This window comes from Belliella marina, from assembly GCF_042682445.1.
Classification (GTDB): Bacteria; Bacteroidota; Bacteroidia; order Cytophagales; family Cyclobacteriaceae; genus Belliella; species Belliella marina.
Genome location: NZ_JBHUHR010000039.1, coordinates 1 through 20,385 on the forward strand (window position 1 = coordinate 1; position 20,385 = coordinate 20,385).

Sequence of the window (20,385 nt, forward strand, 5' to 3'; positions counted from 1 at the left end):
GACACGGAAGGCGAGAGGCGGGAGTTTGTGGACTACATGGGCATCAGCATCGGAAAGCTCGACGATGAGATCAGGATGGTCTACGACAGGATCGAAAGCGTGGATTAGCGGGCTGGGTCAGGAATTGATCTTGGTGATCCTGTTTTGAAGCTCCGCATAATGGTTCTTCCCTATCGGGATGTTGTGGTTGCCGATTATCAACTCCTTCGAATTGATGGCATCGATGTTTTTTAGGTTGATCAAAAACACTTGCTAAGAAATTTTATCTATTTCAAGATTTGTTTTTTGTTGAAAAATTATCTGTCCGGTACGGTTTAATATCTACATCTGTATTTTTTAGTCGTTGGGATTATCTCAGCAAGTCTATAAATCTATGAGTCTCCCTACAAACTATAACAGGTATTGGTTTCTGTTCCAAAATACATTTAATGTAATTTATTTGACGTTTTAAGTGGTGTTATACAAAATAAAAATGTAGTTTATTTTATAATTACAAAATATAGTTTCTTTTCTTTATCTTTGACTTTCAAGTCTATGATTTGAATTATATAATTATTTTGGATTTTTCCAAGAAAAGGAAATATCATGAAATATTGGTTAGGGAAATTGAAAATATCAGTATTTGGTATCGCTTTAAGTATGTTGCCGATATGGAATTATGCCCAAGGTGACTTGAGAAACTGTGGATTTGGTTGTACTTCCAATGATATTACCATTATGGGGTTTGCACTTGTCGATGCAGTTACTGGAAATCCTATTGCAAATTCGGTGTCTGAATGTGGAGATGGGCAGACTTTTCAGGTGAAACTGGAAATGACCTACAAGTTTAATGCTGCCGCAACACGTTATAATGCCAGATTTCAGAGCCTGCTGCGAATTGGGAACATGGATATATTTGTAAACGATTATGTGGGGACATTCAGCAGTACAACAACCGAAGCCAAGTTGATTGTATTTGATACCTTCACATGGGAATGTGGTACAAACTTATCTTTTTTTAATCCCCAGTTCTTTTGGAAAGCAAGTGAAGGTGAGGGGACTCTGGAAACTACCTATGCTTGTAACGATTATTCCAATTCAAAATGCAGTGCATCAACGGGAGAAATGATTGTTGAAATACCAGTTGAGCTACCGGTCGTGTGGCATAATTTCTCGGTGTCTATGTCTGAAAAAAAGGACTATGCAGAAATCAATTGGTCTACTTTAAAAGAATGGGAATCCAGCCATTTTGAGATAGAGCGGTCTATTTATGGGATAGATAAATTTAAAATAATAGACAGTGTATCTGCTGCCAATTATAGCTTTGAGATCAATTATTACCAATATTTGGATAAAAATATACCTCCGTATGTTAGCCGTGTGTATTATAGGCTAAAGCAGGTGGATCTTGATGGAAAGTATGATTATAGCAAGGTGCAGATGTTGAACATCAATAGGACAAAAGAAGATGTTGGGGCTTGGTTGTTTTATCCAAATCCAATGAAAGAAAATGAATTAAAAGTAAGCCTGAAGAAACCCAGTGTATATAATGGAGAAGAAATAACCATAAAGGTAATTGCTAATCAAAAAATCTATGTTCAATTACAATTTACCCCATCAAATCCCTATGAAATTGATCTTGGGCATTTTTTAAAAAACATCCCAAAAGGTATTCTTTTAATTGAATTGTCTTGGAGGGATCAATCGGAAGTCTTTAAAGTCATCAAGCACTAAAATCTTTTGGGATGTTTCAATACATGCCTAATGTTACAAAAGACGAGGGGAAAATCAGAAATAGTAGTAAAGTGAAGTACTCAGATATAATAATCATATCAAGTACAATCAAAAAAATAAACATCTCATTCTTTTGGATTTGAGATTCCTCCTGATCGTAATAACACTGAATTAGTGAAACAATTTAACCAACAATCGCTACGAATAGCAATTGTTGGCTTTGTTTATATAGGTTTGATAGGTAATGAATTAATAAAGTACCCTAAATCTGATCGTGCCAGGGATTTCCTTCATGGCATCAATCACTTCGGGGGAATAAGCTTTGTCAATATCAGTGATCACATATCCAATTTTCTCATTTGTCTTTAGGTATTGGCCTACGATATTGATCTCGTGTTTTGCTAGGCTGTTGTTGATTTTTGCCAATACACCAGGTTCGTTTTGGTGGATGTGGATCAATCTATGTGCATCTTTCAAGAAAGGTAACTGTATGTTTGGAAAGTTTACAGAGTTATAGGTGTTTCCTGTATTGATATATTCCATGATTTTTCCAGGTACAAACCGTGCGATATTCTGCTGGGCCTCCAAAGTAGATCCGCCAATATGTGGGGTAAGGATTGTATTTTTCATACCGATCAATTCAGAAACCAATGGCTCGGAATTGTTTTTGGGCTCTTCGGGAAATACATCTATAGCAGCACCTGCAATATGTCCGGATTCCAAAGCGTCTTTGAGTGCCTTGATATCGACAACATGTCCCCTGCTAAGGTTTAGCAAGTAGGATCCAGGTTTCATTTTTGCGATTTTAGCTTTGTCAAGGATGTTTTTGTTGTCTTTGCGTCCATCTACATGGAGTGAAATCACATCACAAGTACTCAATAGCTCATCCAGGGAATCCACTTTGGTCGCATTACCTAGGGCCAACTTCTCAATCACATCAAAGTAATACACATCCAAGCCCATGTTTTCAGCCAAAACAGAAAGCTGTGCACCAATATTCCCATAACCGATTATACCAAGTTTTTTGCCACGGATTTCGAAGCTACCTGTAGCTGATTTGTCCCAAATTCCCTTGTGCATGCCATGGCTTTTGTCATGGAAGCCACGCATCAAGAAAATAATCTCTGCGATGGCCATCTCCACTACAGAACGTGTATTGCTGAAGGGTGCATTGAATACAGCTATTCCTTTTTCAGTACAGGTTTCCAAATCAATCTGGTTGGTACCAATACAGAATGCGCCTATAGAAATCAACCTATTGGCATTTTCCAAGACTTTCTTGGTCACATTTGTTTTGGATCGGATACCCAAAATACTGACATTCTTGATTTTTTCGGCCAATTCATCTTCTGAGAGTGCAGAAGAAATCACCTCTACATTGTATCCTTCCAGCTTCATCAATTCAACACCAATAGGGTGGACATTTTCCAGAAGCAATACATTGATACGGCTTTTTGGGTAGGAGAATTTTTTGTTCATTTTGTTAACGTAAAGGATTTCATCTAGACTTGGGGCAATGTGGTCGGCTTTGGAAGTGACTTTTGGTCTCTCTACATTTTCTGTGAAAGCATAGAATTTATTGGCCATCCCCGAAGCTTTGATTTCGTAGTCGGTATAACCATCACCGATTACATAAATCTCACCCTCTAAGTTAAGGTTTTTGATGGTCTCAGGCTTGCCTCCATTTTTGGAGAGTATATTTTCCCTGTCAAAATCAATGATTTTTCCCGTTTTGTCATATACAAATTCATTTGCAAAGACATTCTCAGCTTTGATTCCATATTCTCCTACAATAGGGGTAATGAAGTCCTTGAAACCATTGGAAATGATAATGATGTTGTCTGCATTTTCCTCGAAAAATTCTTTGTTCCTCTGAAATGATTTGGAAACTTTATGCTTCAAAGCATCGATCAATTCTGAAATCTGCGGTTTTGAAGCCTCAAGAATTGCTAATCTCTTCTCTAAACTCTCCCTAAAATTGAGCGTACCTTCCATTCCCATATCGGTAATGTCTTTGATCGCCTGCAATTTTTCGTCTCGCTTCGGGTCATTTTCTAGGCTGATTTCCCCAAGGACATCCAATGCTTCTACTTGGGTGAATGTACTGTCAAAGTCAATGATGAATTTTGTATTATTGGGCATTATTGTGATGAAGTTTGAATGAATTGATGTCCAAAATTAGGATATTATTAAAAAATAAACACTTTTATTGACAAAAATACTTTTCAAGATTGGTCGATCCTGCTACGAAATCGATTGTATATGATTTAAATGCATTATTTTGGGTAAAGATATTTTTACTAACTAATATTTTGCTGATTGTTTCCTATGCAATTGAAGATGTAAGTATGTGTTTTACTTTCATTGTACGATGGTATAATAAGATGGGAACCTAAAAAAATGGAAGGGATTTTAAGTAAAAAAGATGATCTTCCAGGAATTCAATTCCAGGAAGATCATTCAAATTTTATTTAATTGATTTTATAAGTCTTTCGTTTAGGCCTACATAGTCTGGGTTTTTGGCCTCCATGGCCATTTCCTTTGATTTTGTAGCACTTGAAACAGCCTCTTTTTTCATTCCCAAGGCCAATTCAATTTTCGCTTTCAGGTGCATCGTCCAATATTTGGGATCAGAATCAACTGATTTATTGATCCATTCCAAGGCAACGGGAAGTTCTTTTTTGTTTGTGAAATAATAATTTGCAGCTTGGTAATACAAACCTGGATTTGTAGGCTCTTGATCGATGACCAATCGTTTGATCTGATCCATGACGATTCCATCGACTTCGGTTTCTACTCTAAATTTGATACCTACCTGTTCCCATTTGATTGCCACAGATGCCCCGGTATCAGTCATGTCTATGAAGCTAATTTCCATCGTTTCATATTTAGTACCGGTTTTGCTTGGTTTTACTTTGAAACGCAATAGATCATCTGCTTGGTTGTAACCTACTGCACCCCATAATTTTGTGTTTTTGGAAAGTATCACAGTCCACTCACTTTTGTTTGGGATAGCGTATAATGCATATGAACCTTCTGGCACATCATTTCCCTCGATTTTTACTGCTGTCGAAAAGCTAATAATGGTGGCTGCATTGGCCCCTGCTCTCCAAACTTCACCATAGGGTACAAGCTCACCGAAGATTTTCCGGCCTTTGGTACTTGGTCGGCTGTATTCGATTTTGACATCACTCAGACCGATTTTCTGTGAAATACTGGATGCGGGGCTAGCTTGGGGCATTTCGATCTGTTGTGCCTTTAAAGCAACTGAAGTACACAAAATCAAAGCAAATAGGAATAGGGCTTCTTTAAGTTTCATTTTTGTAAGTTTATTGATTTAAATTTATATTCGTAAGTAGGTAATTCTTAATAGCGACTTTTAGAATTTGGGACTATTTCATTTTCACATTCTAGATTTGCTTATAAATTTGGGCATTCTTTAGCTATGCTACAAACTATCGAATATTTAAAATTCGACATTTTATTTAAATTGACTAAAACACTTTCATTTCCATGGGAATAGCTATTATATCACCTAACAGAAATCCACAGGTTTGGATACAGAATATTAAGAAACTTGACGACAGCATAGATATCCAAGTCTATCCGGAGATCTCAAGAAAAGACGACGTCGAAGTTGTTTTGTTATGGCAGCACCCAAAGGGGATTTTGAAAGAATTCCCCAATCTGAAGCTGATTTGTTCTATGGGTGCAGGAGTGGATCATATATTATCAGATGATACCATTGATCCGAAGTTACCAATAACTAGAATCGTGGACGAGAAACTAACTTTCTCGATGACAAATTATTGTATCATGGGAGTATTGAATTACCACAGACAAACAGAAAGATACAAGCAACAACAAAAAGCAAAAAAATGGGACATGACAGATCCCGAAAAAGATGTTCACGTGGGGGTATTGGGAGTAGGGGAGTTGGGAGGCGATGTGATAGAAAAATTACAGTCATTGAATATCAAAGTGTCAGGATATGGGAATTCTGAGAAAAGTGGATTGTCCTTCCCGTACTATTTTGGAGATCAGTTGGATACGTTTCTCAATGAAGTAAACATTATTGTTTGTCTGCTGCCTTTGACTAGTCAAACTGAGAATTTTCTAAATATTGATTTTTTCAGAAAATGTACAAAAGGGACTTATATTATCAATGTGGCCCGAGGCAAACACCTGGTTGAAGAAGATCTTTTGGAAGCAATCAGGGAAGGACAAATTTCCGGTGCCTTGTTGGATGTGTTCAGAACTGAGCCTTTACCTGTTGGGCATGCTTTTTGGGATGAAGAGAAAATTACCATAACACCACATATAGCAAGTGTAACAAATCCGGATGCAGCAGCTCCCCAAATTGTCGAGAACTATCACCGTTTGTTAAACAATCAACTTTTAAAAAATTCCATCAATAGATTGAAAGGTTATTAAACTCAAATAAAATGCATAAGAATTTTAAGATCGTTTGTCCTGTAGATTTTTCAGAGTGTTCATTAAATGCGATCGAATACGCCGCTAAATTGGGTGAGAAATACAATGCAGCGCTTTTTGTTTTCCACGTACCCAGCAAAGAAGATTATCTGAAACTTAGTTCAAAAGACGGGCATGGAGGTGATCAATATAGTTTTATCAAAAGGAAGTTAGACAGCTTGGTGGCAACTGTCACAGAAGAGTGTATTGAAAATGGTTTGGCTTCCTGTATTTCCGAAATCAAAGAAGGGAAAACCGTTGATACAATCTTGCAGTTTGCAAATGAAATCAAAGCAAACTTGATCGTTATGGGGACAGAAGGAGTGAATGACTTCAAGAAAAACTTTATTGGGACGAGGTCATCTACTTTGATGGAAAAGTCCGACATAGACGTGTTGTTGATCCCCAGAAAGGTTTTCTTCAAAGTTCCAAGGAAGTTCGTCTATGCGACTGATTATCATGAAGAAGACAAGTTGGCAATTCAAAAAGTTGTCCAAATGGCCAGTTTTTATGATTCAGAGATTGATATGGTGCATGTCAGTTCCAAGTTGACTTCAATTGACAAAGTCATGCACCATTCTATGGTTCAGGATATAGAACCATTCATAAAATATGAAAAGACAACATTTGTCCTGAAGACATACAGGGACGAGCCTGGCTTGGGATTGGAGAATTATCTAAATACAGCCAAAGGTGATGTCTTGGTTACATTGAGCACCAAAAAGACATGGTTTGACCAACTCTTTGCCCAAAATCTTTCAAGAAAAATGTCCTATTTTATCAATAAGCCATTGTGGGTGATCAAGCAACCTTAGCTTTTTTTGCTTCTGAATCCACCACCGATAAAATCAACAAATTCATTCCATGTTGATTTATCAGTGAATATTTTCTTGAACGTATTCATGTAGTCTCCAAATGACAAGGACTGAGAAGCATTTTCTTGTTTTGGCATAGAGAATGCCGGTTTTTTCTCTTCCGTATTTCCATCCATTTCCTGTTTTTCAGCTTCCTTAGGTTTGTAACCAACCAATTCATCAGCTTTCTCAAAACTTTCCTTTGATTTGGATGCGTAGCCCATTTTTTCTTCTACCAGGCCTCTGTTGTTGTAGGCTACAGCGTCTTCGGGATCCAGTTCTATAGCCCTGTCATAATCTTCGATAGCACCTTGAAAATCACCGATCCTATCTCTGAAATATGCCCTGCTAGAGTATCTATATGGATTGGAAGGCTCTAGGTTCAATGCCCTGTCAAATTCAGAGGCGGCATCTTCATTCCTTTTTAATAAGTGCAAAACAACTGCCCGATCACTGATATAGCTTGGATTGAATGGTTCTAGTTGTACCAGGTAATCAAAATCATCCAGCGCAAGATTGAAATTCCCCATTCTGGAATGTACCCTTGCCCTGAAAAAATAATATTCAGAATTATTACCTTCAATCTCTAAGCATGAATTGATTGTAGCCAATGCGTCTTCAAATTTTCCTTCTTTGAAGTATCCAACTCCTATTTCGAATTTCCCCACTTGTTTTTGGTTTGATTTAATACTGATACAAAAATATAGCTTAGAAAGTTTAGATTTATATAGTTTTGATTTAAAAATGCCCTTTTTAAAATATGAAATCTTTCTATCTTTGACTTGAAAATTTCAACTATGCCAAGTAAACCAGAAGACGTTCTCAAAGACCTCCAAGCAGGTAAATATGCTCCTATTTATTTCCTGCAAGGTGAAGAACCTTTTTTTATTGATCAAATCTCGGATTTCATAGAAAAAAATGCCATTCCAGAACATGAAAAAGGCTTCAACCAGACAGTCATGTACGGGAAAGATGCCCAAATGAGCGCTATTATTGGCAATGCAAGGCGCTTTCCGATGATGGCAGAAAGACAAGTGGTCATTGTCAAGGAAGCTCAAAATATCCCCAACTTAGGAAAGGAAGATACAGATACACTTTTGTTGAATTATGTCCAAAACCCACTTCCAAGTACCATTTTGGTTTTTGCGCATAAGTACAAGGTTCTGGATGGTAGGAAGGCGTTGGCCAAGGAGTTGGATAAAAAAGCCATTCTTGTAAAATCCGAAAAAGTTCCGGAGTATAAACTTGCGGCATGGATAGAAAGTTACATTGCATCAAAAGGACATAAAATCGATACGAGGACAGCAACATTGCTAGCCGAGAGTATTGGCAACAACCTAGAGGTGATGACCAATGAAATCGGTAAAATGCTGATCAATTTTACGGAACAGACTCAGATCGACTCGAACCATGTCCATAGATATGTAGGGATCAACAAGGATTTCAACAATTTTGAACTGACAAAGGCAATAGGGGTAAAAGACATTATCAAAGCCAATAAAATCGTCCATTATTTTGCCCAAAACCCAAAGGGGCATCCCTTGATCCCATTGATAGGATTGATGTTCAATTACTTCAGCAAGATTGCGATTACTCATGATATGAAAGGGGCTTCAGATGGGGAGTTGGCCAGGAGTTTGGGGGTCAATCCATACTTTGTTAAAGAATACACCATAGCAGCCAAAAATTACCATTTGGGCAAGGTTATTGATGCCTTCGAATACATAAAAGAGGCAGACCTTCGTTCTAAGGGAGTTGATGCCAACGGGATGGAGGAGTCCCAAATCCTTAAAGAATTGATTTTCAAAATTATGCACTAATTAGCATATTGACACTATGAAGAAAACTCTCGCATTGCTTTGGATGGCTATCACCGTTCAGCTGTCTTTTGCTCAGTCGGGCTTGTACCAAACAGGATCACAAAAAATTTTAGATGATAATTTTGAATTGTTTGATAAGCAGCTATTCAGTGCTTCCAAATATGAATTCGAAGATCTCAAGTCCAAGGAACTTTCGGGGAATGAAGAGGTTTTTGTAGATTTTCACCATGCTATATCGGCATTGAAAATCGATAATCCTGGAGCAGCGGATTTGGTTTATAATTTTATCAGAAAACACCCCGATCATCCTAAAATCAACGAAGCAGCCCATGTTTTGGGTAATTTCTTTTTTGAGAAAAGAAATTACAGGGAAGCGATTCCAGCTTACCAAAAGGTAGATATCAATAAAATCTGGCCAGAGCAAAGAGCTGAAGTGCTTTTTAAGATGGGCTATGCCCAATTTCAGCTTAAGGATTATAATGAAGCTTTGGTAAACTTCAATCTTGTAAAGCGCGAAAGGACAGCTTATACACCCGATGCAAATTATTATGCAGGGTTTATCCATATGGAAAACAAGCGCTATGACCAGGCGATTGCGGATTTCAAAGAAGCGGATAAATCTAATTTTTATTCTGGAAAAATCCCATACATGCTCTCGGGGGTATACTATCGTCAAGGTCTCTATGATGAGCTGATCGCCTATGCAGAGCCTGTTTTAGCCAACAGAAAGAATTTGGATAGAAAAGAAGAGATTCATTTATACCTGGCTGAAGCTTATTTTGAGAAAAGGAATTTTTTGAAAGCTGGACAGCAATATGATGAATTTGTCAATACTAGAAAGGGTACTTTGGAAAGACCTCAAATTTACAAAGCAGGTGTAGCGCAGTACGAAGTCCAGAACTATCAGCGAGCGACGGATTATTTCAAAGTATCGGCTGGGGGAAATGATAGAATCGGACAGGTTTCGAGCTATTATCTGGGACATTCTTATCTGAAATTAAATAATCCCCAGTTTGCCTCAACAAGTTTCAATGCTGCCTACAAAAGTGATGCAGATCCCAATATCAAAGAAGAGGCATTGATCAATTATGCCAAAGTCAACTTGGAAAGAGGGAGTTTTCAGGATGCAGTGACAGGATTGGATACCTATTTGGAAATCTATCCAAGAGGTCAATATGCACGCGAAGCGGAAGATCTTTTGGCTGATGCCTTGATCAACACGAGTAATTACCTACGTGCGATTGAACAAATCGAACGCATGCCCAACAAATCCACAAGAATCAACGCTGCCTACCAGAAAGTTTCTTTTTATCAAGGCATTGTATATTACAGAGACAAAAGAAATGATCTGGCGACAGCTTATTTCGATAAGGCAATCAATACATCTGTAGATAAGGATTTGGTGAACCAGGCACATTTTTGGAAAGCTGAGAATTTTGCGGCAAGGGAAAATCTGCCAGATGCCATCAAGTCCTATGAAAGATTGCAGGCTTTGAGGCCGAGGGCAAACGATCCTTATTTGATCAAGTCCCACTATGGATTGGGATATGCTTATTTCAATTCACAGCAGTATGCAAAAGCCGAAACCCAATTTAAGTTATACATTGACAAACTACAGAGGGCTGAGGACAAAGAAAATTATGATGATGCTTTGATCAGATTGGGTGATACATACTATGTCCAGAAGAAATTTGGAGATGCATTGAACACATTTCAACGTGCAGTAAGAGAGGGGAATGCCTATACAGATTATGCACATTTCAGATCCGGTGTGGTGCACAACTTCCAGAACAACAATCCCGAAGCGATCAATCAATTGAATAGGGTTATTGACAATTTCCCATCGAGTCTGTATATGGAAGATGCTATTTTCCAAAAAGCACAGATCAATATGGAAATGACGCGTTATGCTGAGGCAAAAAGTGGCTTTAGCAGATTGATCTCATCTAGGCCAAACAGCCAATTTATCCCTTTTGCACTGGAAGGCAGGGCTATTGCGAGTTATTCTCTTCAACAATACGACGAGACGATCAATGATTATAAGAAAATCTTGGAAAACCATCCAAACTCCTCCAATTCTGAGTCTGCATTGGTAGGCTTGCAGGAGGCGTTGGCATTGCAAAACCGATCGGGAGAGTTCTCGAATTACCTTTCAAGATACAGAAATGCAAACCCTGATAACAAGAGTTTGCAAAATGTGGAGTTTGAGGCTGCCAAAAACCTCTTCTTCTCAAACTCACATCAGCAAGCAATTCAGGCTTTTCAAACGTATTTGAAAAATTACCCACAAACATCCAATAGGGCGGAAGCAACCTATTTTATAGGCGATGCATATTCCAAACTTGGAAACCAAGCCGAGGCTTTAAATTACTTCTACCAGATTGATGGCCTGAAAGAATCTCCACAGAGAATAAGGGCTGTTCAGAGAATTGCAACCATTGAATTGGAGAATAAAAATTATACCAAAGCGCTTCCCTATTTACGAGAATCCTCAAAAAGTGCAAGGAATAAACTGGAGGAATTCGAAGCATTCAAGGGGCTGATGGATGCGCATTATTTTACAAATAAATATGACTCGGCTGTTTTCTATGCAGATAGAATCATCAACTTAGGAAATGTGATGGCTGATGGCATACCTTCGGCAATGTTGACCAAATCCAAGGCATATTTCCAAACAGGAAATGTAAATGCAGCTGAGGATGCATTGATGACACTGATCAATGAATACAAGACAGTTCAGGGTGCAGAAGGCCTATATCTTCTTGCGGAGAGTTATAGCAAGAAGAAAAACTTCACCCAGTCCAATGATGCCATATTTGATTTCTCAAGTCCATTCTCCGCCCATGCTTATTGGTATGGAAAATGCTTTATCCTGCTAGCAGACAATTACATGGCTTTGGGGGAAGATTTCCAAGCAAAAGCCACCCTTGAATCTGTAGTGGAGCAGGCAGAAGATGAAGGTATCAAAAAGGAAGCACAAGATAAGTTAGCCCAAATCAAATAAAATCCGAGAATTATATTTAAATAATTATGAATAAGAATTTGATTTTCAGATATATACTTATTGTATCATTCTCAGGATTGTCGACGTCAATCTTTGCACAGCAGAGAGGAGAGGTTCAAGATCAGGAATTTGTCATCAGAAAGGACAGGGTATTGACTGTTCCTGTCCAACCGAGAAATTTTGAGAGAATTCCAGTATTGCCCAGTCCCAAAAGCACTGCCAACTTCAATTATATGGTAAAACCGTTTTTTCTGGAATTGCCACCGTTGGAGATTGCACCAGAAGCTTCTTCGAAGCAGTTTCCAAGGAACAATGAAGAATTGTTTCCCGGATTTGCAAGAGTTGGTTATGGTAACTATTCTTCACCAATATTGGAGTTGAGGTATAATCTTTGGGAAGATGGGGATTATAATATTGGGGCAAAGCTCAAGCATGAAGGATTCTATACAGGACCAATTGGCGGAAAAAATTCAGCTGAAACACACACGAATGTTGGGCTGGATGGTACCTTGTTCAAAGATTATTTCTCGTTGTACGGCCAGGTAGATTACAGTAGGGATCTATACAATTTCTATGGCTATGACCCCGGGAATATTATTTTACAGGATTATGTCACTTCCCAAAATATCTTCAACACATTCAAGATCAAAGGTGGGATTTCAAATATCGAAAAGATGTCGGATTTGAATTATGACGCGAACCTGAATGTGAGGTTGTTTGCAGATAGTTATATGGCAGTGGAGAATGAAGTGGGGATCAATGGGAAAGTGGATTTTTGGTACAACGAAAATCTCAGGACCGGAATCGACGCCAAACTATCCCTGACTACCCCTTCTGATGAATTGTACAGCGATATCAACAGAAACTACTTCAAAATCAAACCATTTGTAGAATACAGAAAGCAAGGCTTGAGTGTATCTGCCGGAGCAAATATTGTTTTTGAGAATGATATCACGATGAATAAAAAATCAGATTTTCATGTATTTCCCGCTATCAAAGGTAGCTATATGCTGGATGAAGGATTTGGGATATATGCCGGGTTTGAAGGTGATGTGATCCGGAAGACCTATTATGATTTTGTGATGGAAAACCAGTTTTTGGGACCAAGTAACGAATTGTTGAATACAGTTCAAAATTTTGTGGCAAGTGCAGGTGTGAAAGGGACGGTCAACGGAGAGTTTACCTACGAAGCTGGAGTCAATGTTGGGAAGTATGCTAACATGCATTTTTTCAATACATCCCCAACCGATAGTCTGAGATTCAATTTGGAATATGATTCAGATACCAGAGTGATCAATTACACTGCCAGTGTAGGTTGGGAATATCAGGATTGGTACAAATTGACCGGATCGGTCAATTATTATCAATATACACTGAATGACTTAAATGCAGCATTCCATAGGCCGGAGTGGGAGTTGAGTTTGGGAAATACATTCAAACCAACCGAAAAATTCCTGATCAACGCCAATATTAATTCGATGGGAGGCATAGTAGCTTATCGTTCAACTACGGATAAGACTGAAGTCTTACCAGTCATCTTTGATTTGAACTTGAAATTTGACTATAAAATCAACAACCAAGTATCCATATTTGCTGTAGGAAACAACCTGCTCAACCAAACAAACCAAAGGTATCTGAATTATCCTGTAAGGGGAATTCAGGGTATTGGGGGATTGACAGTCAAGTTTTAAACATAAATACTGATCGGGAGAAACTATAATTTGCGAATTGGGGCAAATGTCTTTAGTTTCGTAGATTGAACCTGAAAATAACTAGATGGCCAATGAGGGAAAATAGAAAGAATTTAGATGACCAAGACCGTGATTATGGTTTTCCTTTTGTGGAACTAGTACCATTGGAAATAGCCGAACCTGCCAATGCAGATGTTGTTGTAGCTCAAAATGAGATGGAGCAGGAGGAGAAAATGGAAGAAGCGGAAGCATTGGTACCGGCAGCATCTAAATTACCCGAAGTTGAGAAGGTTCAAGAACCACCTCTACAAGCAAAAAAATCTCCCGATAAAGCATTGGATCAAGCGAGTAAAAAATCATCATCACCTATGATCTTGATTCTTTTACTCTTGGCTATCGTGATATTGGGGGCAATGGCTTATTTCCTCTACTATGTTCCAAATCAGGAACAAAGTACTTCCGTGGATGCTTCCGAAGCGGTTCAGGAAACTATCAATGCACCAATAACCATCGAAGAAGAAAATATACAGGATGAGAATGCCGTTAATGAAGGTGAAACGCAGGTAATTGAGGAGGAAGAGATAACTCCAACTGAGCCTGAATTGACAATAATTCAAAGCAGGGCAGACAAGCCACGGTATTTTATAGTAGTAGGGAGTGTGGTAGCAGAGCGCTATGCAATGGAAGAATCAAAGCAATACTTGGAAAAAGGGCATCATACCTGGATAGTTTTCCCATATGGGGATATCAAAAATTTCCGTATTGCCGTTGGTAAGTATGATAATATAGAGACAGCCACTGAAGCTTGGGAAACAGCGAAAAGTGAATTTGGAGATGCAATTTGGATTTTGAAATATTAATATGATTTTACTACAAACACTTTCTACCGACGATAACCTGATGGTAGATAGCCTGGCAATCATGGATGCCGGAAAAGGGGACATAGGTCTTCTGGATTTATTGATCAAAGGTGGATACATGATGATCCCACTGTATGCCTTATTTGTTTTGGCTATTTTTATTTTCGTAGAGCGGATCATTACGCTCAGAAAAGCAGAGAAATCCCCAAAGCATTTGATGGATCAAATAAAGATTTTGGTACAAGGCGGTCATGTAGAAAAGGCGAAGATTTTATGTCAGGGTGAAAACTCCCCAGTTGCGAATATGATAGCCAAAGGACTGGAAAGAATAGGAAGCCCTTTGAAAAACATAGAAGTAGCAATCGAGAATGTAGGTAAAATCGAGATTTATAAACTCGAAAAAAACCTAAACCTACTGGCGACTGTTTCTGGAGCAGCACCGATGATTGGCTTCTTGGGTACAGTTGCAGGGATGATTCGGGCATTTATCGGAGTAGCACAAGAAGAGGGGATGGTATCTCCAAAGTTGCTTTCCACTGGCATCTACGAAGCCATGATCACGACAGCTGCAGGCCTTGTGGTAGGAATCATCGCATATTTGGGTTACAACTTCTTGGTTTCAAGAGTTTCAAAGTTGGTGCACAATATGGAATATACTTCCATTGAGTTTATGGACATTTTACAAGAGAAATAAGGATGGCATTACAATCCAAACATAAAGTAGAATCAGCATTCAGCATGTCATCCATGACTGATATCATTTTCTTGCTGTTGATTTTCTTCATGCTGACTTCATCATTTATCACTCCATCTGGACTACCTGTAAACCTCCCTTCCAGTGAGGCATCAGACATAGTCATGCAGGAAGTGACAGTAACCATAACCAAAGACCTCAGGTTTTCCGTTAATGATAGGGTAGTCGATAGAGAAGCTATCAAAGGAGAATTGACGACGCTGCTAAAAGATAAGAAGGGTCAGGTCGTTCTACATATAGACAAGGATGTACCTGTGGAATATCTGGTAGAAATAGGCGGGATAGCAGCAGGCTTGGAAGCCAATGTTTCGATAGCCACAAAACCATACAAATAGAAATGCAAGTTTGGGAAGCAGATAAAGAAGAAGCAGATAGCAAGCGCAAAGCTTGGATCATTACCATCGTTGTAAACGTGCTGGTATTGCTATTCATTTATTTTATGGTTGTCTGGAAGCAGCCTATTCCACCTTTGCCACAATATGGATTGGAATTGAATCTTGGTTTTTCTGATTTTGGAAGTGGCAATACACAAACACTCTCCCAACCGAATGAGATCAAATCCGAAGTGACTACACCAGCCGCTCCAGGGGAAGTTTCGACCACACCGACAGAGAGTGCTACACCTATTTCCCAACCTGCACAGGCAGCAAAACCTACCACCCCAGCAAAGTCGACCCTAGAAGCCAAATCCAAAACGGCAAGTCCACTGAAAGGTGCGGAGAAAACAACTCCAGTAACGAAAGAATCAACTCCAGTCCAAAAAGAAACTACAGCAATATCAGAACCTGCCAAAGCAGAAGCCGAGAAAACCACGACAAAAAGCGTAGAGCAACCAAAAGTGGATCAAAGGGCCTTGATGGGAGCGGGGGGTACTTCCGGTACGGGAACGCAAGCAGCAACAGGAAGTGCGCAAGGATCTTCTGAAAAAGCCGGGGATGAAGGGAAACCGACAGGAACGATTGACGGAAGATCATTGATGGGTTCGGGAACGGGGCCAGGTGTGGCAGGCCCAGGTGCTGGATATAATTTGGATCTTGCAGGCTGGGACTTTGCCTCAAGACCAAATATTCGTGATAATGTTTCATCAAGGAACGGCAGGATTGTATTCAAAATCACCGTGGATGACTCAGGGAAGATCGTACAAGCTATTCCTCTGGAATACAATGTTTCCAATGAAGTACTCGCATATTACAGAACTGTAGTCAACCAGGTATCTTTTAAGCGCCAAAGTGGAAACCGTACCGCTGATTATTCTTCGGGAAAAATTACTTTTATCATCAAAGTAGATTAGTTTTGGGCATGAATTACACGCAAACATTGGACTACATGTTCAATGCGCTTCCCATGTTTCAGAGAATTGGCTCTGCTGCATTCAAAAAGGATTTGGGCAATACGATTTCACTTTGCAGACATCTTGGAAATCCCGAAAGACAATTCAAAAGTATCCATGTTGCAGGTACGAATGGAAAGGGAAGTACATCCCATGCTTTGTGCTCTGTATTGATGGAAGCAGGTTATAAAGTCGGACTTTATACTTCACCGCATCTCAAATCATTTACTGAAAGGATAAAAATCAACGGGCAGGATATTTCCGCAGCAGCCGTTGTGGACTTTGTTGGTACACACAAGGCATATATTGATGAATTGAAGCCGAGCTTTTTTGAAATGACAGTCGGGATGGCTTTTTGGTATTTTGCCAAAGAGGAGGTGGATATCGCTGTCGTGGAAGTTGGAATGGGCGGAAGGTTTGACAGTACAAATGTATTGATTCCGGAGGTTTCTGTGATCACGAATATAGGTTTTGACCACATGCAGTTTTTGGGCAATACCTTGCCAGAGATAGCAGGAGAAAAGGCGGGGATTATCAAAGAAAAGATTCCGGTTGTAATCAGTCAGAGACAAGAGGAAACTTCTGCTGTTTTTGAAAATATTGCCAATTCGAAAAATTCCCCGTTATATTTTGCTGAAGATTTTTTTGAGATTCATAAAAAAACAAATTCACCTTTAGGGGTTTTTGAAGTGAAAACTGCTTCCAAGCAGTTCAGAATAGCACTGGATCTGAAAGGGAATTATCAAAGAAAGAATCTTGCCGGGATCTTGCAAACCATCACTGTTCTCCAAAATCTAGGCTATCAAATAACCCAAAGCCATATCGAATATGGTCTTGGCCAGGTAACCAACAACACAGGCTTGAAGGGGAGATGGCAGCAAATTGGTGCTGAACCTACCGTGATTTGCGATACCGGACACAACGAAGATGGTGTGAAGTATATTATAGATCAGATCAGTCAATATGCTTACAATCAATTATATATAGTTGTAGGGATGGTCAATGATAAGGATGTGTCAAAAGTATTGTCTTTGTTGCCAGAAGATGCTTATTTCTTTTTTGTACAGGCAAATATTCCGAGGGCAATGAGGGCTGCGGACTTATCCATCAAGGCAAATGACTTGGGCTTGAAAGGGGAAATCATTGAGGATGTGAATATGGCAATTGCGGCAGCGAAGAAAAAGGCCGGAAAAGATGATTTAATATTTGTGGGAGGCAGTACCTTTGTGGTCGCTGAAATTAATGGATTGTAATAATGGGTAGGAACAAGCTACAGAGATTTAAGGAAAACGAAGAAAACAGAAATGTTGTCCAAGACGGAAAAGACATTTTCAAAAATATAAAGGGAAACTGGAATAAGCTCCAGTTTGAAAATGCAAAACCGCTGGTGGTAGAGCTGGCTTGTGGTAGGGGGGAGTTTACCGTAGGATTGGCAAGAAAGCATCCAGAGCAGAATTTTATCGGTGTGGACATCAAAGGTTCAAGAATCTGGAAAGGAAGTAAGATCGCTACCACTGAGGGCTTGGAGAATGTCGCATTTCTCAGAACTCAGATCCAGTTGTTGGAAGAATTTTTTGAAGAGGGGGAAATCTCTGAGCTATGGATTACATTCCCCGATCCATTTCCTAGGGATGGAGATGAAAAAAGAAGGTTGACCAGTCCAAGATATTTGGATATGTACAAACCAATGATTAAACCGGGTGGAATTATCAATTTCAAAACAGATAACACAGGTTTGTTTGATTATACCTTAGAGATCGTTTCTGGGAGGGAAGATTGTGAAATATTAGCCCATACACATGATTTTTACCAATCTGATTACAAGGATGACCACCATGGTATCAAAACCCGCTACGAGGGGATCTTTAGCGAAAAAGGAGAGAAGATCAAGTATTTGAAATTTAGGTTTAAGTAGCTTGGCGATATACTCTGGGATCAAAAACAAAAGGTTCTGTTGCAAGTAATTTGAGATTATCGATGTTTCTAGAATTTGGATTTATCAAAAAATTGAAATTTGAATGTATGATGGCACTGGGAACTTTCAGTGCCAATATTTTTTCATCTTGATAATACTTTTCGGCAATCTTTGCCAAAGAATTGGGGTATGGATATTTGAACCAATTTGGAGGAAGCTGGTCTTCAGGCAAATTGAAGATAAATTGATCAGGGATTTCTAAAGTCATCAAATTCATCAGAGGCTGCATCATGGGAGGAAGGTTTACAATCACTTCCAATAGCGATAGCGCAATAGATTCACTTGAATAAACAACCGCCCTCCCTTTGGTATTCCAACGTCCTCCCGCCAATGCAGCACCCGTACCAGTTAGGTCAGTGGAATACTTTCTGTTTGCCAACCTATATACGAGCATCAGCTATAAACACCAAATTCTATCCTATTCAGAAGATCTCTTATCTTGGAGATTCCTTCAGGATATTCGATTACTTTGGATGGTATGAGGCCTCCAAGGGCAGTATTGGGCAGCTCCAGCCATTTGAAAAAATTCTCCCTTGATTCGAATACTTTTTCACCGTAAATATATAAGTCTGTCACTTCCAAAAGCTTAATGCCATCAGATGTGCTTAACTTTTGGTTTGACTTGATCTTACGATACAGGGTGGGCTCAGAAGTACCAAGTATGGCAGAAACCTGGCCAATCGAAAGATCGTAATAGACCCTGAAATTATTGATGGTGTCGGAAGCCAGACCCTCTGAAGCCAATGAAATGTACTCAAGGGAATTATCATCATCCAAAGTAAATGAAGAAAATCCCAAGATGCTTGATATGGATTTATACTTTTTCATTTGATAATTTATTTTATCAAATTTAATTTTTTTATTTGGTATTTCAAATTTTGATCAACTCTTTTTTTTAAATGACATCCAATAAATCAATGTTTTGAAGGAAATTCAATTTCTGAACATTATTATAAAAATATTAAAATAAAGTCTTCGTCTAAAGGCGAGGGATTTTCCCCCAGAGTGAAATATTAAATGGTGAAGCCCCCATCAGCCGTCAATACGGCTCCGGTAGTATAAGAGGCACTCTTGCTTGCCAAGAAGAGCGCCATGACACCAATATCGTCAGGGTTGCCTATTCTCTTGATAGGAAGTCTTTTCATGATACGGGACATGATTTTTTCGTTGCTCCACAACGCCTCGGAAAATTTTGTCTTGATAATACCCGGACATATCACATTGACCCGGATTTTGTGTTCCCCCCATTCCTTGGCAAAGCCTTTTGACATGGAGATCAAGGCTGCTTTGCTTACTGAATAGATTCCCAAGTCTGCTTCCGGAGAAATCCCACCGATTGAACTGATATTGATAACAGCTGCGGAAGAGGATTTTCTAAGGTGGGGAAAGCAAAGCTTCATCAGTTCAAATGGTGCTTTCAGGTTTACATTCATGATTTTATCGAAAGCATCTAAACTAGTTTCATGAATAGGACCAAAGACTGGGTTTGCTGCAGCATTGTTTACAAGGATATCGATTGTACCATATTTTTCAACTGTTTTATCGACCAACCCTTTCAATTCATCAATGTTTCCAACATTACAGGCAATCCCAAACACCTCATAGCCTTTGCATTTAAGTTTGCTTGCAAGTTCATCTAGAACATTCTGTTTTCTGCTGGATATAACGACTTTGGCACCAGCTGCAGCAAAAACCTCTGCAATACAATATCCGATTCCTTTGCTGGCGCCAGTTATTAAAGCTACTTTGTTTTCCAGTGAAAAAACATTCGATAAATCCATGTTTGGTTGGTTTAGTTGTTGTGATTAGTAATTCCCAAGATATGATAGCATTTTGTTGGTTGCGACAGATCAGTCTGGTCGAACTGAACCGTTCACCCTGTACATATGCTATAATGATACAAATATTTAT

General features: G+C 39.1%; 19 protein-coding genes. 12 read left to right on the plus strand and 7 right to left on the minus strand.

All coding sequences use genetic code 11. The features are described 5' to 3' along the window. Positions 1-117: 117 nt before the first annotated feature. Positions 118-249: a hypothetical protein gene (locus ACFSKL_RS13905; protein WP_376886901.1), complete on the minus strand. Its 132-nt coding sequence runs from the start codon at positions 247-249 to the stop codon at positions 118-120. 336 nt (positions 250-585) lie between these two features. Between ACFSKL_RS13905 and ACFSKL_RS13910 the strand changes: the two genes are divergently transcribed. Further along, positions 586-1,713 (plus strand): hypothetical protein, encoded by a 1,128-nt coding sequence (locus ACFSKL_RS13910; protein ID WP_376886903.1) that lies wholly within the window; start codon positions 586-588, stop codon positions 1,711-1,713. Between the two features lie 249 nt (positions 1,714-1,962). Here the strand turns inward: ACFSKL_RS13910 and serA are convergent, their stop codons facing one another. Both serA and ACFSKL_RS13920 read right to left on the minus strand, forming a co-directional pair. Then, positions 1,963-3,855, minus strand: coding sequence for a phosphoglycerate dehydrogenase (gene serA, locus ACFSKL_RS13915; RefSeq protein ID WP_376886905.1), 1,893 nt, complete (start codon positions 3,853-3,855; stop codon positions 1,963-1,965). A 325-nt stretch (positions 3,856-4,180) separates the two neighbouring features. Next, entirely contained in the window at positions 4,181-5,032 is an 852-nt protein-coding gene (locus ACFSKL_RS13920; protein ID WP_376886907.1) for a DUF2911 domain-containing protein, read from the minus strand. A gap of 194 nt (positions 5,033-5,226) precedes the next feature. Between ACFSKL_RS13920 and ACFSKL_RS13925 the strand changes: the two genes are divergently transcribed. Both ACFSKL_RS13925 and ACFSKL_RS13930 read left to right on the plus strand, forming a co-directional pair. Then, positions 5,227-6,147 carry a 2-hydroxyacid dehydrogenase gene (locus ACFSKL_RS13925; protein ID WP_376886909.1) on the plus strand — a complete coding sequence of 307 codons (921 nt, stop codon included), beginning with the start codon at positions 5,227-5,229 and terminating at the stop codon, positions 6,145-6,147. 11 nt (positions 6,148-6,158) lie between these two features. After that, positions 6,159-7,001, plus strand: a complete 843-nt coding sequence (locus ACFSKL_RS13930; RefSeq protein WP_376886911.1) for a universal stress protein — start codon at positions 6,159-6,161, stop codon at positions 6,999-7,001. On the opposite strand, the gene ACFSKL_RS13935 is transcribed toward ACFSKL_RS13930, so the two are convergent. After that, positions 6,998-7,708, minus strand: a complete 711-nt coding sequence (locus ACFSKL_RS13935; RefSeq protein ID WP_376886912.1) for a tetratricopeptide repeat protein — start codon at positions 7,706-7,708, stop codon at positions 6,998-7,000. The two genes, ACFSKL_RS13930 and ACFSKL_RS13935, sit on opposite strands and share 4 nt — an antisense overlap. 129 nt (positions 7,709-7,837) lie before the next feature. Here ACFSKL_RS13935 and holA point away from each other — a divergent pair, with 129 nt between their 5' ends. The 9 genes from holA (at position 7,838) to trmB (ending at position 18,414) form a co-directional block, all read left to right on the plus strand. After that, positions 7,838-8,860, plus strand: coding sequence for a DNA polymerase III subunit delta (holA, locus tag ACFSKL_RS13940; RefSeq protein ID WP_376886914.1), 1,023 nt, complete (start codon positions 7,838-7,840; stop codon positions 8,858-8,860). Positions 8,861-8,876: 16 nt separating this feature from the next. Next, on the plus strand, positions 8,877-11,864 hold the full coding sequence (locus ACFSKL_RS13945; RefSeq protein ID WP_376886916.1) for a tetratricopeptide repeat protein: 2,988 nt from the start codon (positions 8,877-8,879) through the stop codon (positions 11,862-11,864). A gap of 26 nt (positions 11,865-11,890) precedes the next feature. Then, complete coding sequence (locus tag ACFSKL_RS13950; protein ID WP_376886918.1) at positions 11,891-13,555, plus strand: TonB-dependent receptor; 1,665 nt, start codon at positions 11,891-11,893, stop codon at positions 13,553-13,555. A gap of 92 nt (positions 13,556-13,647) precedes the next feature. Continuing rightward, positions 13,648-14,415, plus strand: a complete 768-nt coding sequence (locus tag ACFSKL_RS13955) for a hypothetical protein (protein WP_376886920.1) — start codon at positions 13,648-13,650, stop codon at positions 14,413-14,415. Between the two features lies 1 nt (position 14,416). After that, positions 14,417-15,109: a MotA/TolQ/ExbB proton channel family protein gene (locus ACFSKL_RS13960; RefSeq protein WP_376886922.1), complete on the plus strand. Its 693-nt coding sequence runs from the start codon at positions 14,417-14,419 to the stop codon at positions 15,107-15,109. A gap of 2 nt (positions 15,110-15,111) precedes the next feature. Beyond that, a complete protein-coding gene (locus ACFSKL_RS13965) occupies positions 15,112-15,504 on the plus strand; it encodes an ExbD/TolR family protein (protein WP_376886924.1) in 393 nt (130 codons plus the stop codon). A gap of 2 nt (positions 15,505-15,506) precedes the next feature. Further along, complete coding sequence (locus ACFSKL_RS13970) at positions 15,507-16,460, plus strand: energy transducer TonB (RefSeq protein WP_376886926.1); 954 nt, start codon at positions 15,507-15,509, stop codon at positions 16,458-16,460. A gap of 8 nt (positions 16,461-16,468) precedes the next feature. Further along, positions 16,469-17,752, plus strand: a complete 1,284-nt coding sequence (locus ACFSKL_RS13975; RefSeq protein WP_376886928.1) for a bifunctional folylpolyglutamate synthase/dihydrofolate synthase — start codon at positions 16,469-16,471, stop codon at positions 17,750-17,752. Positions 17,753-17,754: 2 nt separating this feature from the next. Then, complete coding sequence (gene trmB, locus ACFSKL_RS13980) at positions 17,755-18,414, plus strand: tRNA (guanosine(46)-N7)-methyltransferase TrmB (protein ID WP_376886930.1); 660 nt, start codon at positions 17,755-17,757, stop codon at positions 18,412-18,414. Here trmB and ACFSKL_RS13985 read toward each other — a convergent pair. The 3 genes from ACFSKL_RS13985 to ACFSKL_RS13995 all read right to left on the minus strand — a co-directional run bounded on the left by ACFSKL_RS13985 (position 18,407) and on the right by ACFSKL_RS13995 (position 20,255). Beyond that, positions 18,407-18,868: an RES family NAD+ phosphorylase gene (locus tag ACFSKL_RS13985; RefSeq protein WP_376886932.1), complete on the minus strand. Its 462-nt coding sequence runs from the start codon at positions 18,866-18,868 to the stop codon at positions 18,407-18,409. The genes trmB and ACFSKL_RS13985 overlap by 8 nt on opposite strands. Beyond that, a complete protein-coding gene (locus ACFSKL_RS13990) occupies positions 18,868-19,302 on the minus strand; it encodes an antitoxin Xre/MbcA/ParS toxin-binding domain-containing protein (protein ID WP_376886934.1) in 435 nt (144 codons plus the stop codon). The genes ACFSKL_RS13985 and ACFSKL_RS13990 overlap by 1 nt, the downstream gene beginning before the upstream one ends. A gap of 185 nt (positions 19,303-19,487) precedes the next feature. Then, positions 19,488-20,255 carry an SDR family NAD(P)-dependent oxidoreductase gene (locus ACFSKL_RS13995; RefSeq protein WP_376886936.1) on the minus strand — a complete coding sequence of 256 codons (768 nt, stop codon included), beginning with the start codon at positions 20,253-20,255 and terminating at the stop codon, positions 19,488-19,490. Positions 20,256-20,385: the final 130 nt, after the last annotated feature.

Bases quoted from the DNA above. Each gene is read 5' to 3' on its own strand.
- ACFSKL_RS13985 (WP_376886932.1), bottom strand. From the start codon at position 18,868: ATGCTCGTATATAGGTTGGCAAACAGAAAGTATTCCACTGACCTAACT.
- ACFSKL_RS13965 (WP_376886924.1), top strand. From the start codon at position 15,112: ATGGCATTACAATCCAAACATAAAGTAGAATCAGCATTCAGCATGTCA.
- ACFSKL_RS13990 (WP_376886934.1), bottom strand. From the start codon at position 19,302: ATGAAAAAGTATAAATCCATATCAAGCATCTTGGGATTTTCTTCATTT.
- ACFSKL_RS13950 (WP_376886918.1), top strand. From the start codon at position 11,891: ATGAATAAGAATTTGATTTTCAGATATATACTTATTGTATCATTCTCA.
- ACFSKL_RS13920 (WP_376886907.1), bottom strand. From the start codon at position 5,032: ATGAAACTTAAAGAAGCCCTATTCCTATTTGCTTTGATTTTGTGTACT.
- trmB (WP_376886930.1), top strand. From the start codon at position 17,755: ATGGGTAGGAACAAGCTACAGAGATTTAAGGAAAACGAAGAAAACAGA.
- ACFSKL_RS13970 (WP_376886926.1), top strand. From the start codon at position 15,507: ATGCAAGTTTGGGAAGCAGATAAAGAAGAAGCAGATAGCAAGCGCAAA.
- ACFSKL_RS13955 (WP_376886920.1), top strand. From the start codon at position 13,648: ATGAGGGAAAATAGAAAGAATTTAGATGACCAAGACCGTGATTATGGT.
- serA (WP_376886905.1), bottom strand. From the start codon at position 3,855: ATGCCCAATAATACAAAATTCATCATTGACTTTGACAGTACATTCACC.
- ACFSKL_RS13925 (WP_376886909.1), top strand. From the start codon at position 5,227: ATGGGAATAGCTATTATATCACCTAACAGAAATCCACAGGTTTGGATA.
- ACFSKL_RS13960 (WP_376886922.1), top strand. From the start codon at position 14,417: ATGATTTTACTACAAACACTTTCTACCGACGATAACCTGATGGTAGAT.
- ACFSKL_RS13995 (WP_376886936.1), bottom strand. From the start codon at position 20,255: ATGGATTTATCGAATGTTTTTTCACTGGAAAACAAAGTAGCTTTAATA.
- ACFSKL_RS13930 (WP_376886911.1), top strand. From the start codon at position 6,159: ATGCATAAGAATTTTAAGATCGTTTGTCCTGTAGATTTTTCAGAGTGT.
- ACFSKL_RS13910 (WP_376886903.1), top strand. From the start codon at position 586: ATGAAATATTGGTTAGGGAAATTGAAAATATCAGTATTTGGTATCGCT.
- holA (WP_376886914.1), top strand. From the start codon at position 7,838: ATGCCAAGTAAACCAGAAGACGTTCTCAAAGACCTCCAAGCAGGTAAA.
- ACFSKL_RS13945 (WP_376886916.1), top strand. From the start codon at position 8,877: ATGAAGAAAACTCTCGCATTGCTTTGGATGGCTATCACCGTTCAGCTG.
- ACFSKL_RS13975 (WP_376886928.1), top strand. From the start codon at position 16,469: ATGAATTACACGCAAACATTGGACTACATGTTCAATGCGCTTCCCATG.